The organism is Paraburkholderia sp. RL18-101-BIB-B (genome assembly GCF_046026985.1).
In the GTDB taxonomy this organism is placed as follows: domain Bacteria; phylum Pseudomonadota; class Gammaproteobacteria; order Burkholderiales; family Burkholderiaceae; genus Paraburkholderia.
In genome coordinates this window covers 38,010-51,323 of record NZ_JARESV010000032.1, presented here as the reverse complement: position 1 = coordinate 51,323, position 13,314 = coordinate 38,010, and the positions used below count along the sequence as shown (strand labels likewise).

Below are 13,314 nucleotides of genomic sequence, written 5' to 3'. Positions count from 1 at the left end.
ATCAAACTGCCTTCCCTAAAGCACGTCGCGATGTTGTGAACATCGGTGTGCGACTAAAGAGTACCGTTAGCACGGTTCCCAAGACCAAAAAGCCCGCAAAAATCCACGCCGGCAGAGCGAATCCACCGCTGACCTGACGACTCCATCCCAGCAGACTGGGTGCGATCACACCAGACAGGTTAGCCAATGAATTAATGACGCCAATTGCCACGGCTGCCGCTGTGCCGGTCATCAATTCGGAAGGCAGTGTCCATAGCAGCGCGTTGGAAGCATAGACGCCCATCGCCGCGAAGCAGAGAGCGATCATGGCGGCCCAGTGCACGGGCAACAGGAACGCGAGAGCAATGAAACCGAGCGCACCGAACAGCGTCGCCGTGGCCAGATGCGCGACGCGTTCGCGATGGGTATCGGAATGGCGCGCCCATGACACCATTGCAATCACGCCAGCAAGATACGGTACGGCGCTCAGAAAACCAACCGTCGTATTGCTATAGCCAAAACTCTTGATGATCTGCGGCAAAAAGAACGCGATGCCGGTCGTACCAAATACGATGCAAAACAGCGTGCCGGCCAGCAGCAAGACAGCGCGGTTCGCGAACGCTGCTGACAACGGATAGCGTGCCTCTGAGTCGAGTGCGCGACGCTCGCTCTCGAGCATGCGTTCCAACCTGTCCTTGTCGTCAGGGCTCAGCCACGTCACGTCCGCGGGGTGATCGGCCAGCCACCATAGACAACCGATGCCGAGTACAACCGCGGGGATGGCTTCCAGTAGAAACATCCATTGCCAGCCGCGCAGGCCAGATACGCCGTTCATGCCGTCGAGGATCAGCCCGGAAATCGGACCGCCGATCAGGCCCGACAGTGGGATTGCAACGATGAAAATGCCTGTGACCCGTCCCCGGTAACTCGCGGTGAACCATCGGCTCAAGTAAACCACAATGCCCGGGAAGAAGCCTGCTTCTGCCATGCCAAGCAGGAAGCGCAGTACATAGAAACTCTTCTCGCCCGACACGAACATCATGGCGCCGGAGACCAGCCCCCAGGTCACCAGGATGCGTGCGATCCATCTTCTTGGCCCGACCTTCGAGAGTATGAAGTTGCTTGGCACCTCGAACAGAAAATAGCTGACGAAAAACGCACTCGCCCCGATTCCGTATGCCACGCTCGACAGCCCGACGTCCGCGTTCATTTGCAGCGACGCGAAGGCAATATTGACCCGGTCGACGAACGCGACGAAATAAAGCAGCATCAGGAAAGGCAGAATTCTCCATGCCACCTTTGGCATGACCGTTTGTTCGACACCGGAAAAGTTGACGCTTGCGACTTTATTCATTGGGGTGTCTCGGTCTGAGGGGGTTGGGCCGTTACGGCGCGCATCCGGTCTTCGGGATGCGATAACTGGCATTATCAAAAGCGGCCTTACAATAATCAACTATTGAAAATTATTCACACCGTATAAGAAAAGGTTATTGTGAACACGAGACTGCTGGGTATCTTCAGGACCGTCATGACGTCGCAGACCACGGTCGGTGCTAGCCGTGTGCTCGGGATCTCGCAGCCGGCTGTCAGCACTGCGCTCGGCCAACTTGAATCGGAACTTGGATTCCCGCTCTTCAATCGCGTGGGAAACCGGCTGGTCCCGCGCGAGGAGGCTAAGCTGCTGTTCAGCGCATCAGAAGCCATGTTCATGTATTCCGAGGCTCTCGACCAGACCGTCGAGGACATCAAGGAGAACCGCCTCGGACATGTGCGTGTGAGCGCCACGCCGCAGCTCGGGCACTCGATACTTCCGCAGGCAATTCAGCGTTTCATGATCGGCAAACCCGACGTAAAGGTGTTCTGCGACGTCGTCGATTCATTCAAGGTGATCGAAAGCGTTGAAGCGCTGGCGGCCGATTTCGGCCTGGCGATGGCGCTCGAACCCGAGCTTGACCAGTCGCTGAAGATGGTGAAGATCGCGTCGATCGAGATGGTTTGCGTCGTGCCCCATGGACATCCGCTTGCGCGGCGCAAACGCGTCGTGCCGGCCGATCTCGAGCCGTATCCGCTGATCGGTCTGTCGAGTCTGGCGCGCGTCAGCACGCAAATTGCTGCGGCATTCCGCGACGCCGGCGTGCCGTACCGCGTGGCTGTCGAGACACGCTATTCGGAGACCGCGTGCAGGCTGGTAGGCGCCGGCGCCGGTGTCGCGGTGGTCGACGCACTGTCGGCCGTCGCACATACCGGTCAGCAGCCGATTGTCGCGCTGCCGTTTCGGCCGAAGAACACGATCGACGCGTGGGCGATTTCCTCGAAAGACCGCCCTCTGACGCGACTCGCGGAAGCGTTGCTGGTTGAAACACGTGATGCGATAAAGGCTCTCCGGCCATAGGGCCCGTTAAACCTCAGATCCCAACCCGATCGGATTCGGGCGCGCGGGCGTGGTCGTCCGACTTTTCGGAAGTGGCGCTCCGTCTGTTCGCGCCCGTGATTAACGGGTCATGTAGGTCACGCTGCTCATTGCCCGATCGCGGGCGGTATGCGCTCATGCCAATCAGTCACCTGCTGATAAGCCTGACCGATACGCAGCGCCAGCGATTCATCATATCCACGGCAAACGATTTGCAGCGAGCTCGGCAAGCGCTCGGCGGTAAAGCCGTTTGGCAGCGACAGCGCGCACATATCGAGAAGGTTGACGAAGCGCGTGAGGCGGGTTGGTTGGTCGTTTTGATTCACCTCGCTGAGCGGTATGGCCACCGTCTCCGTTGTCGGTGTCAAGAACGCGTCCACCCCTGCCAACGCGGTTTTCATCCCCTGCTTCATCTGGTCCCGGCGGTGCAGCGTTGCCAGATAATCCTGAGCCGAGATGCGGGATGCACCAAGGATGCGAGAGCGGACCACTTCGTCGAGCGGCAGGCGCGGATCCTCGACGAGATGCCCGTGAGTGAAATACGCCTCCGCCATCGTGACGTTGGTCATTGAAATGAATTCAACGAGGCTAAACGGCAGAGCGATATCGACGATCTCCGCGCCGAGCCCGCTCAGCACTGCAAGTGAGCGGTCGTAAGCGTCCAGCACATCGGCCGCGACACCCAATCTTTCCTCGGACGGAAGGCGCGCGAGCCGCAGACCGCGGACGCCATGCTCCAGCGTCGAGATGGGATCGGCCGGCAGGTGGCCGCTCGTGCGATGATCGCGCGGGTCGGGGCCCTGCAGGAGATCGAAAAGCAGTGCCACGTCCCGAACTGTATGGGCCATCGGACCGGGCGTATCAAGAGTGGGGCTGAGCGGCAGGATGCCATACGTGCTGATTCGACCGATCGACGTTTTCAGCCCTGTAATGCCGCACCACGCAGCGGGCTGGCGGATCGAGCAACCGGTATCGGTACCCAGCGCCCAAGGCGCGAGGCGGGCCGCGACGGCGACGGCGGAGCCGCTGCTCGAGCCTCCAGGCGTGCGCGGCACGTCAGCGTCCCACGGATTCCACGGTGTGCCTCGATGCTGGTTCATCCCCCACGCGCCACAAGCGAATTCCACCGTGTGCGTTTTGCCAAGCACAATCATCCCTTGGCTCACCAGGCGACGCACGACCGTTGCCGTTACGGTCGCGCGATGATCGAGCCGGCTCGCGGAGCCGCCTGTCGTGATCCGTCCTTCGATGTCGATGATGTCTTTGATGGCCACCGGGATACCATGCCAAGGTCCCACCGCATGGCCCGAACGAATCGCCTTATCCGCTGCCTCAGCGGCGAGTCTCGCCTCTGGCGCATAAACCTCCACGAATGCGTGCAGCTTCGGGTCGTGCGTTGCGATACGCGCGAGCAGCGCATCCATCAAGTCCACAGGCGACAGACGCCGTGCCGCGATTTCCCGCGACAGGACATACGCGGGTGCGAGAGCAATATTGTCAGTCAAGTCAGGATCTCCACTTCATGCCGAGTACAGGCCCTCGACAGGTTCGTATAGGCAGCGCGGAACGGTGTGCACTTCGGTCTTACTGCATATTGACCAGAGTCGCATATTATTCGCAACTTCAGGCGTTGCGCACAGCCGCGTGACTCGAACAAAAAAGTCTACGGGATTCCCGGGGCGATTCAAGTATCAAGCGGCAGCTGAATTCGGCCTGCGAGCAATAAAGTCAATTTCGACGAGCGCGTCGCGCGCCAATCCAGTCACGCCTATACAGGTCCGCGCCGGCAATTTCCCGGGCGGGAAACAGGCAGCATAGACCGCGTTCATCGTCGCGTAATCTCGTTTGAACTCGGTCAGAAAGATCCGCACCGAGAGGACATGTTCGAGGCCAAGCCCGATCCCCTTTAACACGAGGACCAGATTGTTCATTACCTGGGTCGTCTGTGCGGCCACGCCTTCTGGAAGCGGTGCGCTGTCATCCTCCGGTGATGTCGGCATCTGGCCAGTGAGAAACACCCAGCCGTTTTGTTCGGTTGCATGCGAGAAGGGACCGACCGGGGTAGGCGCGCCCTCCACCATCCAGAACTTCGTTGATGAATCCATCTGCTGTCACTCCATGATCAAAGAAAAGCGTCGTATGAGTCCGCACCAGCAGCGCTCCCATACCTCGCGCTGGCACATCCGGCACGCCAGCCCATGTGCAACGCCCGCGGCCCGGACGAGAACGCTTAGCCCCCCGCGCCGCCAATGAAGACGTTCTTGCGGATCGAGCCATGCACGCCCCAGTTGCCGTCGACGACTTGCGTGACGCCGAAATCCGCGGCGACCGACATCAGCGCGATGGCCTCGTCCTCGCTCAGCCTGTGTACGGTCATCAGGAAGCGGCGCAGCTTGCGGAACGCATCACGCATCGCCTTGTCGAGGCTCGCGTGCTGTGCCACCTCGATCTGTCCGGCCGGACCGAGCTCCGCCAGGTAATTCGCGAAGGTGAAGCCGTACACCGACCATTGGTCTTCGGTTTCCAGCATCGGGTGCGTGAGGCCTTCGAGGATAGTGCCGCCCAGGTCGTTCCTCTTGTGCAGCACGAATTCGAAGTCTCCGGTCAGCGAGGTCTCGATGGCGGTACCGCCGAGCTCGCTGTCACCCTGTGCCGCATGCGGATCGCCGACGGAAAAAAATGCGCCTTCGACAGCGACCGGGTAGTACATCCGCGCCCCCTTGCCGACACGCCAGTCGTCGATATTGCCGCCGGTGTAGCTGGGTGGATTGGAGCTGACGTAGTCGACCTCCGTCGGCGCAAGTCCCATGGTGCCGAAATGCAGCCGGGCGGGTACCTTCACGTTCGACAGGATGCTTTCCCGCTTCTTGACCAGCGAATGATCGACCTTCACGCCGGGGTAGTCGATCGTCGTATGCACGATGCCGTCCGGATCCGTCTGCGGCGTCCACACGTAGTTGTAGACCGCACGTGCGAACGGCTCGCCCGAGGAATCGAGCTCGAAGATCGTCACGACTTCACGCGGCTTCGGCTCCTCGATCAGATCGCGATATTGGAAGCCCCAGGATGCGGCGACGTTCGAACCGAAACAGCGGCCGCGATAACACGCATTGCAGCTCGGCCGCGGCCGTACGTCGAGTATCCGCACTTCGAGCACGTCGCCGGGCTCGGCCCCTTCGATCGCGACCGGCCCGGTCAGCAGATGCACGCCGACACCTTCGCCGGAACCGACCGTAAACGGTCCATCGGTTGGCCCCGCGCCACGGCGCGGCATGGCCTTGTGCTCGCGGGTCCAGTTAAAAATACTTTCGGCGCCGGGGTCGCCCGCTACCATCCGTTCGTGATCGTCGTTCGCATGGTGAGTCAGCGTCTCGATCGTGATCCGGTCGCCGGAGCGCACCGTCAACGCGGGCGCGACTTTCTTGCTGAAGTAACCCCAATGAACCGTTTCAGGCGACACAGGCAAAGTATGGTGCTTCATGGTTGTTCGATTCTCGCAAAGGGCCGGGCAAAGCTGAACGGCGCGTGCCGTCACGACGCGACTTCGAGCCGATTGTCGGCGCCCATCACGTTCAGGAATCGCGCCGTCAACGGATCGCGCGGGTGTGTGAGCACTTCGTGCGCAGGCCCCTGTTCGACCACCGCGCCGCCGCTCATGAACACGACGCGATCGGCGACCTGATCGGCGAAGCGCAACTGATGCGTTGAGATGATCATCGTCAGACCGCCTTCGTCCACGAGGCGCTGGATCACGTCGAGTACTTCGCCGACGAGTTCGGGATCGAGCGCGGACGTCGGTTCGTCGAGCAGGAGCACGCGAGGATTGGGCGCAAGCGCGCGGGCGATCGCGACGCGCTGCTGTTGGCCGCCGGACAGATGGCGCGGCAACGCGTCGGCGCGATGACTGAGGCCAACGCGTTCGAGCAGTTCACGCGCCCGGCGCTCGGCATCGGCGGGCGCCATGCCGTGCACCCAGCGCAGCGGCCCCGCGATGTTCTCGCACGCAGTCAGATGGCTGAACAGGTTGAAATGCTGGAACACCATGCCGACGCCAGCACTCGCACGCTCATTGGCGATATCGCCCTGCGTCATCGGCTGACCATCGTCCCGAAAACCGAGGCGCTTGCCGCCGATGCGGATTTCCCCCGCATCCCACTGCTCCAGGTGGTTGATACAGCGCAGCAGCGTGCTTTTGCCCGATCCGCTCGGCCCGAGCAGCGCGATAACCTCGCCGTAGCGGACGGTGAGGTCGAAGCCGTCGAGCACCGTCTGCTCACCGTAACGCTTGCTCAGCCCCTTCACCTGCACGGTCGCGCTCTGCTTCTGGAGCGTCGCGTAGCGCTGCGCGCGCTCTGCGTGAACATCACGCTGAACGTCACGCGCGTTGGGCATGGGCACGGGCGACGGCGCCGGTTCGAGCAGCGCATCGGCGGGAAGTGTCGCGCCCGCGCCGGGTGGGTTCGCCGCAATTTGGGCACGGCGCCACGGCAGCAGCCGTGCAAAGCGTCCAGACGGGCTGCGATCGAGATCGAGTGACGTTTCGGCGAACAACTGGATCGCGGCGATCACGCCGGTCAGCACGAGATACATCAGCCCGGACGCGAAGAAGATCGAAAAGAAATCGAACGTCGACGACGCGAGCTGGGTGCTGCGCAAGGTCAGTTCGTCGACTGCGATCACGGATGCCAGCGACGAGTTCTTCAACGCGCTGACCGATTCGTTCCCGAACGCCGGTATCATCGTGCGGATCGCCTGCGGCGCGATCACGCGGCGCAGCAGCACGGTCGGCGTCATGCCGAGCGCCTGCCCCGCGAGCAGTTGCCCACGGTCGACACCGAGCACGCCAGCGCGCAGGATCTCCGCGATGAACGGCCCCTCGTTCGCCGCGAGCGCGAGACCCGCTGCGCCCATCGCGCTCAACTTCAAGCCGATGTGCGGCAACGCGTCGTACGCGAACACAAGTTGCAGGATCAGCGGCGTCCCGCGAAAAATCACCGTGTAGCCTCGCGCGATCGCGGCGAGCGGCCCCACCTTGCTCAGTTGCATGCTCGCGAGCACCAGTCCCACGATCAGACCGCCCGCCAGCCCGAGGGCCGTGACCGCGATCGTAAAACCGATGCCGCTTAGCAGATACGGCAGGCCGAGATAGTGCAGAAACAAATTCATCAGTTCAAGGCAACCAGCTTGGGGGTTTCGAGGTTTTCAACGCCGAGCGACCACTTCTTTAGCAAGTCGGTCTGGATGCCGGCCTTCTGGATCGCGACAAGCGCTGCCATCACGGCTGCGCGCATTGCCGGGTTGGTTTTCGGTACGCCGATACCGATCGAATACGGCAGCGTCACCGCACTGGCCTTTTCGAGTTGGTTCGGATACGCCTTGACTGCCTGGTCCACCGTGTTCACGTCGTTGATATATGTGTCGGCGCGGCCCGCGAGAATCGCCTGGATCGCGTTCGCGTTGTTGTCATACAGCTGCACGGCGGCTTCCGGCTTGTTCGCCGCCTTGCAGGCCGGCGCAAGATTCTGGATCAACGGCACTTCGACGTAGCCGGTGTTCTCGGCGGCAGTCGTGCCGCACATCGTCGGGTTGATGCCGCTGATCTTCTTCGGATTGCCCTTCGCTACGAGCACGCCGTCGAACACCTTCGAATAGGTGATGAAGTCCGCCGCCTTCGCGCGCTCTTCGGTCGCATACATGTCGGAGATCACGATGTCCGCCTGGCCGCTTTGCAGCGTCGGCAGCAGCGCGGCGAACGAGACCGGCTTGTACGCAATCTTGAAGCCGAGGCAGTTGCCAATCGCGTCGCCGAGGTCGATGTCGAAGCCGATATATTTACTCGGGTCATTCGGGTCCAGCGCTTCATAGCCCGGCGTGTGCGGATTGATCGCGTTGATCAGCGTCTTGCCCTTGAATTGCGGGTATTTCGCCTGTAGCGCCACGCATTCGGCAGGCGCCGGCGCGGCAGCCTGTGCGTGACCCGACAGCAGCAGCGCCAGCATACTGACGGCGCCAAGAACCAGCTCGCGCCAATGGCGGGCAAAACCGCCTGCGCGCCGCACTCGATGCCCATGATCGACAAGATTGGTATACATCCCTGAACCCCCTGAAGCGGCAGATGCCAATGGCCCACACCATGTACGCCTTGTTGCATCGCACCAGCGCGAGAGTATGTGAACGAAATTCCGCGGACTTGTCCCAGCGCGCACAAATGCTTGTACGGGGATGAAGGAGTTGGCATACAGCGAATCGCAGACGAGAAGCGGGCCAGAATTTCGCGCCGAGAGACGCAGGGGTAGAGTCAAGATGAAGCAAACCCGTTGCCTTGGCGGAGGCCGACATGAAGTTCTGCGGAATATCAAGCGCGACGCGCCGACTATCGGCTACCGACTGCTAAAGACGTGCCAGGCATTGGTGAAGTATTTGCGACGGTGATCATGCTGGAGACCGGAACGGTGGCACGGTTTGCCAGCGTGGGGCAGTTCAGTTCGTACTGTCGTTGCGTCGATAGCGTAGGGCAAAGCAACGGCGGGGAGAAAAGCGAAGGCAACACCCGCGACGGCAATGCATGCCTCGCGTGAGCGTCCATCGAGGCGACGAACTTTGCACTGAGGCAATGCGCGCCGGCACGGCGTTTCTATGAACGCATGTAGCGCGCGACCAACCGGATCGTCGCGCTCAAGGCCGTGGCCCACAAACTTGCGCAAACCTGCGCCCGGCGCCGTCCAGCCCGAACTTCACCGACCAGCGCAGCACCGTCTCGTATGTAAGCTGAATGCCGCGTGCGGCCAGCAGTTGCTCGACCATGCGCAGGCTGAGCGGGAAACGGTAGTACAACCACGCCGCACAGCTAATCACATCGGGCGGGAAGCGATAGCCCGCAAGTTCGCAGTACCCGCCCGGCTATGCCGTCATGTCGATCGCTTGTGTTGACCGCAGCACGGATGTTGCATTGCGCGGCGAACCCGTGCTTATCCCCGTGTGCGTATTGGTGCTTACATCAACACCTGGCCGCCATCGACCACCAAGGTCTGCCCGGTGATCCAACCCGCGTGCGAGCTGGCGAGAAACAGCACCGCATTCGCGACCTCTGCGGGCGTCCCGAGCCGGCCGAACGGAACCGAACGCAGTATCCGCTCATATAGCTCGGGATCGGAAGTCTTGCGCTGTTCCCACGATCCACCGGGAAACTCGATCGAGCCGGGCGCAACCGAGTTGACACGGATCCGGTCCGGCGCGAGCGTCAATGCATGGGAGGCCGTGTAGTGTACGACCGCTGCCTTGATCGCCGCGTAAGACTGGGTGCGTGTCGACGGACGCAGCGCTGAGATGGACGTCACATTGACGATGGCGGCGTTGGCCGACTGCCGCAGGAATGGAAGCGCGGCATGACCCGCTCGCACCGTTGCCATGAGGTCGACCTGGATGCCGGCCTCCCAGCCGGCTTCGGTATCCCCACCTCCGAAACCGGACGCGTTGTTAATCAAAATGTCGATACCGCCGAGCGCGTTGCCGGCCATCGCAATGTAAGCGGTGATCGCCTCGCCGTCAGCGAGATCGCAAGGTGCGGTATGGACCGGACGGTCATAGACGGCCAGTTCGGCCTCCACCGCTTTCAATCCTTCCAGGTTGCGTGCACAGACGGACACGGCGGCGCCTGCCTGCGCGAACCCGAGCGCGATGCTGCGGCCGATACCGCGCGAGCCCCCCGCGACGACGACACGTTTACCGTTGAAATCGAAACCCATGTTTTTGCCCTCCAGGACAGCTAAACCAGCACGTGACCGCCGTCGACAACAATGACTTGCCCTGTGCTGAAGCCCTGCTGCATCAGGTAAAGATACGTTTGCGCGACGTCGCTCGCCTCCCCAACCCGCCGTACCGGCATCTTCCCGGAGATATGGTCGTAGAGACTCTCGCGATCGGCTTTGCTCATGTTGTCCCACAGCGCGGTACGCAAGACGCCAGGTGCCACGGCATTCACACGGAGCGGTGCAAGCTCGACGGCTAGTGTCCGTGTGAGTGATTCAATCGCCCCCAGGATACTGGCCGGGATTGCCCACGTAGGCAGTGGACGCGACGAGGCCACTCCGCTCGTAAGGGTGATGGAGCCGTTCGCGCGAATGAGCGGGGCTGCATATTTGACGGCCTTGAGCGCCCCCCAATAGCGCACCTCGAAGGCCCGCTGCGCGGCTTCGATGTCGAGTTCAGCAAGGGTTTGCAGGAACAACGACTCCCCGGCGGTGTAGACGAGGTGGTCTAGCTCACCGATGCGTGCAAAAAACGCGCGCACTTGCCCCTCGTCGGTAAAGTCGAGTGACTCGCCGCGCGTGCCTCGAGGTAGGCGCTCAAGTGCGGCAGCGACGCGCTCCGGCCTGCTCGAGGCGATGATGACTTCGGCTCCGGAACGCGCCGCAGCTTCGGCTACGGCAAAGCCAATTCCTGACGTGCCCCCGGCCACAACGACCCGGCTTTGTTGAAGAGTAATGCTGGTAGATTGGCTGTTTCCCATGCTTGAAGTTTCCGTGAGAGAGCGGTCCACGCGGTGGCGTCCAGCGTAACGCAGCATGTACTGCTGAACCACAGATCGACGCGCTACCGCGGCCGCGTCCGAGTGTACGGGATTTGTGGAAATCGCGTTGAAGGCGCCGCGCGAGAGTACATTTGAGTACATTTTTCGGGAGCTTCGCATTCGGTGGACCAAGGTGACGTGAGCCTTGTCACCGCGACGGCGCGCATTGGCTCAGAAGGCTGTAGACGGATCTTGGGTGAGTTCGGAAAAGCGATGCCACGTAGCAAATCGCAAGGCCAACTGTTTGCGAAAAGTAAAGTAGCAGATGTCGCCTGATGGCGAATGCTGCGGATCGGGCCTTGGCTCGAGAGAAAAGTCTGAGTGCGTTCAGGCTTTCGAAATCCATGCATGCGACGCTCGCGTGCGCGCGTCGGCTGATGGCTATTTTTCGCGCGATTATTCATTCGTGCGGAGGCTTTCAAAAACACATGATTAACGTGCATCAACTCGGGGACCTCCGCCAATCGCGGCGCGATAGCTGCGAAGCTGGTCTGTCACGATCTTGCGCGGTACTTCGCGGCACGAGGCGAGTACGCGTTCGAAGAAGCGCTTCGGTACAGCCTTGTCGCGACGTTGTTGCAGCAGGAGATCGAGTTCGGCGCCTTGTTGATTTCACGCGATGCGCAAAACTCGCGCCAAACTCATCACACCAGCGGCGAATCGTTTCGAAGCTGACGACCACACCGCGTTCGAACGGCAGTTCTTCGATATCGCGTAGGCTAAAGTGAATCAACCATGACGATAATTGACCCGGTAGAGCGGCAGCATGATCTCAAACCTCGACGTCTTGCAGACGACACCGCGTGTAGCTCAGCAGCGATGCTCGCGTGGATGATCGAAGAGAAGGGGATTGCACCGCATATTCGGGTCTGGGAGAAAACGACGCGCAAGGACAATACATTGTCTAGCAGCAAGTTTCAGTGGGATGAACAGGCCGATGAATATCGCTGCCCCACCGGGCACGCACTACGCAGTGATCGTCGTAAATTCAGAAATCCGCGCTCGCCAGTCACGATGGCTGACACGATCATCTATCGGGCAAGCCAGCTCGACTGCGAGAGCTGTTGGATGAAAGATCGCTGCTGTCCGAACACACCCATTCCGCAAGATCGCCCGCTGCATCCATGAAGCTGCGCGTGACGAAACGAGGCGTATTGCGAAGGCGTCTGAATACAACCGCTCTTGCCGTGAGCGAAAGAACGTGGAAATGATCTTCGCTCATCTCAAACGCATTCTGAAGCTCGACCGTCTCCGATTGCGAGGTCCAAGCGGTGCCCATGATGAGTTCCCGATGGTAGCGACTGCGCAAAATTTGCGAAGATTGACCAGGTGGCTCCTGGCAGGAAGCAAGCAGATGAACCAGGCAGTTGCATGACGAGCAACGGGAACCGTTGCTTCGTTCAAGTCGCCGCTTCGCCGATCGCCACAACTCGAAAACGTTCTGCCAACTCCTGCATCTCCGACCACAATTCGACATTTTTCCAATGTGAGGGACTTCCCCATCTTGAGGCAACGTTCAGGTCGCATGGCATCGAGTGCCAGGATTGAGGTGTCAGCCATCAATCTGAACAGGAGGGGAAGTCATGGACCGCCTTGCTACGGTCGGCATCGACCTCACAAAGAATGTGTTCGCGCACCCTGCAAGTCACGTAAGTTTCCGTTCCACTGGAGCAGGTATGAGCTGCCACCCAACAGCTATTCAGCATCCTCGATAGCGGCCGTTCGTAGTCGTTCAACATCACTGCATGTTGCCCGTAATTCCACGTCGCGGAGCCACTCACACTGCGCGCCGCACGGTGGCCAACGTTGCTGCTGTGCCAAGCGTCAGGATCTGGGCGTCGCGCTCGTCGCGTTCATCGCGATTGGCAAATGCGACGACCGAGCGCGTGCCGTCATGAGCGATGAAGCGAAGGACGTAAGGGCGAATTGCAGATATCGGTGAGGACTGTGAAGCGCATGAGACACGAACCCGTGCGAGTGCGGCTAACGACATGATGACTTCCAATCGGACAGCGAGACAACCGGGCGCCCTGCTTCTGAAGATCCAGCTGCGGCACCGCCGCAACCACTACGCCGTTCTCCGCAGAAACCTTAGCTTCGGCGACCAATGGTTGTTGCACGGTTGCCCGTTTCCACGCGCCAACCTCGCTCACTCTCTCGACGCATCGACGTCGAGGAGCATCCAAATTTCTTTCAAATAAAAAACTAACATTACTTTTAGCTTTCATATATAAAGGCAAAGCATGTTGCGAACAGCCTTGTCTCGCTCCATGTCCTCGGCCCGCCGGCATTGCCAGCGGGCCTTTTTTTCGCAGCGAAATAATGTCGGCGCTTACATACAGGCAGCTTTCATATT

At 60.7% G+C, this 13,314-nt stretch carries 11 protein-coding genes and 3 pseudogenes; 3 read left to right on the top strand and 11 right to left on the bottom strand.

The annotated features are described in order from the left end of the window. Position 1: 1 nt before the first annotated feature. Complete coding sequence (locus tag P0D73_RS32280) at positions 2-1,333, bottom strand: MFS transporter (RefSeq protein ID WP_408317470.1); 1,332 nt, start codon at positions 1,331-1,333, stop codon at positions 2-4. Between the two features lie 138 nt (positions 1,334-1,471). Between P0D73_RS32280 and P0D73_RS32275 the strand changes: the two genes are divergently transcribed. After that, on the top strand, positions 1,472-2,371 hold the full coding sequence (locus tag P0D73_RS32275; RefSeq protein WP_408179589.1) for a LysR family transcriptional regulator: 900 nt from the start codon (positions 1,472-1,474) through the stop codon (positions 2,369-2,371). A 125-nt stretch (positions 2,372-2,496) separates the two neighbouring features. Here the strand turns inward: P0D73_RS32275 and P0D73_RS32270 are convergent, their stop codons facing one another. The 5 genes from P0D73_RS32270 to P0D73_RS32250 all read right to left on the bottom strand — a co-directional run bounded on the left by P0D73_RS32270 (position 2,497) and on the right by P0D73_RS32250 (position 8,481). After that, positions 2,497-3,813: an amidase gene (locus tag P0D73_RS32270; protein WP_408434515.1), complete on the bottom strand. Its 1,317-nt coding sequence runs from the start codon at positions 3,811-3,813 to the stop codon at positions 2,497-2,499. Between the two features lie 267 nt (positions 3,814-4,080). Beyond that, on the bottom strand, positions 4,081-4,494 hold the full coding sequence (locus P0D73_RS32265; RefSeq protein ID WP_408317466.1) for a RidA family protein: 414 nt from the start codon (positions 4,492-4,494) through the stop codon (positions 4,081-4,083). 125 nt (positions 4,495-4,619) lie between these two features. After that, entirely contained in the window at positions 4,620-5,870 is a 1,251-nt protein-coding gene (locus P0D73_RS32260) for an acetamidase/formamidase family protein (RefSeq protein ID WP_408317464.1), read from the bottom strand. Positions 5,871-5,920: 50 nt separating this feature from the next. After that, on the bottom strand, positions 5,921-7,555 hold the full coding sequence (locus P0D73_RS32255) for an amino acid ABC transporter permease/ATP-binding protein (protein ID WP_408317462.1): 1,635 nt from the start codon (positions 7,553-7,555) through the stop codon (positions 5,921-5,923). Beyond that, a complete protein-coding gene (locus P0D73_RS32250) occupies positions 7,555-8,481 on the bottom strand; it encodes an ABC transporter substrate-binding protein (protein ID WP_408317460.1) in 927 nt (308 codons plus the stop codon). The genes P0D73_RS32255 and P0D73_RS32250 overlap by 1 nt, the downstream gene beginning before the upstream one ends. Positions 8,482-8,787: 306 nt before the next feature. Here P0D73_RS32250 and P0D73_RS32245 point away from each other — a divergent pair, with 306 nt between their 5' ends. Beyond that, the gene (locus P0D73_RS32245; protein ID WP_459252576.1) at positions 8,788-8,967 is read left to right on the top strand and encodes a transposase; all 180 of its coding nucleotides are present in this window, start codon (positions 8,788-8,790) and stop codon (positions 8,965-8,967) included. 148 nt (positions 8,968-9,115) lie between these two features. On the opposite strand, the pseudogene P0D73_RS32240 reads toward P0D73_RS32245, so the two are convergent. From P0D73_RS32240 to P0D73_RS32225, 4 genes and pseudogenes are all read right to left on the bottom strand, one after another. Further along, positions 9,116-9,244, bottom strand: a pseudogene (locus P0D73_RS32240) (IS6 family transposase); the annotation flags it as partial. 137 nt (positions 9,245-9,381) lie between these two features. Then, positions 9,382-10,134: an SDR family NAD(P)-dependent oxidoreductase gene (locus P0D73_RS32235; RefSeq protein ID WP_408317458.1), complete on the bottom strand. Its 753-nt coding sequence runs from the start codon at positions 10,132-10,134 to the stop codon at positions 9,382-9,384. Between the two features lie 20 nt (positions 10,135-10,154). Continuing rightward, positions 10,155-10,898: an SDR family oxidoreductase gene (locus P0D73_RS32230; RefSeq protein WP_408317457.1), complete on the bottom strand. Its 744-nt coding sequence runs from the start codon at positions 10,896-10,898 to the stop codon at positions 10,155-10,157. 231 nt (positions 10,899-11,129) lie between these two features. Beyond that, positions 11,130-11,691: pseudogene (locus P0D73_RS32225) on the bottom strand (DDE-type integrase/transposase/recombinase). Between P0D73_RS32225 and P0D73_RS32220 the strand changes: the two are divergent. Then, positions 11,685-12,333, top strand: a pseudogene (locus P0D73_RS32220) (transposase); the annotation flags it as partial. The pseudogenes P0D73_RS32225 and P0D73_RS32220 sit on opposite strands and share 7 nt — an antisense overlap. A 402-nt stretch (positions 12,334-12,735) precedes the next feature. Here the strand turns inward: P0D73_RS32220 and P0D73_RS32215 are convergent. After that, a complete protein-coding gene (locus P0D73_RS32215) occupies positions 12,736-12,951 on the bottom strand; it encodes a hypothetical protein (RefSeq protein ID WP_408317455.1) in 216 nt (71 codons plus the stop codon). Between the last annotated feature and the right edge of the window lie 363 nt (positions 12,952-13,314).

Coding starts and splice junctions, on each gene's coding strand:
- P0D73_RS32280 (WP_408317470.1), bottom strand. CDS start 1,333: ATGAATAAAGTCGCAAGCGTCAACTTTTCCGGTGTCGAACAAACGGTC.
- P0D73_RS32270 (WP_408434515.1), bottom strand. CDS start 3,813: ATGGATGCGCTGCTCGCGCGTATCGCAACGCACGACCCGAAGCTGCAC.
- P0D73_RS32265 (WP_408317466.1), bottom strand. CDS start 4,494: ATGGATTCATCAACGAAGTTCTGGATGGTGGAGGGCGCGCCTACCCCG.
- P0D73_RS32260 (WP_408317464.1), bottom strand. CDS start 5,870: ATGAAGCACCATACTTTGCCTGTGTCGCCTGAAACGGTTCATTGGGGT.
- P0D73_RS32255 (WP_408317462.1), bottom strand. CDS start 7,555: ATGAATTTGTTTCTGCACTATCTCGGCCTGCCGTATCTGCTAAGCGGC.
- P0D73_RS32250 (WP_408317460.1), bottom strand. CDS start 8,481: ATGTATACCAATCTTGTCGATCATGGGCATCGAGTGCGGCGCGCAGGC.
- P0D73_RS32235 (WP_408317458.1), bottom strand. CDS start 10,134: ATGGGTTTCGATTTCAACGGTAAACGTGTCGTCGTCGCGGGGGGCTCG.
- P0D73_RS32230 (WP_408317457.1), bottom strand. CDS start 10,898: ATGGGAAACAGCCAATCTACCAGCATTACTCTTCAACAAAGCCGGGTC.
- P0D73_RS32215 (WP_408317455.1), bottom strand. CDS start 12,951: ATGTCGTTAGCCGCACTCGCACGGGTTCGTGTCTCATGCGCTTCACAG.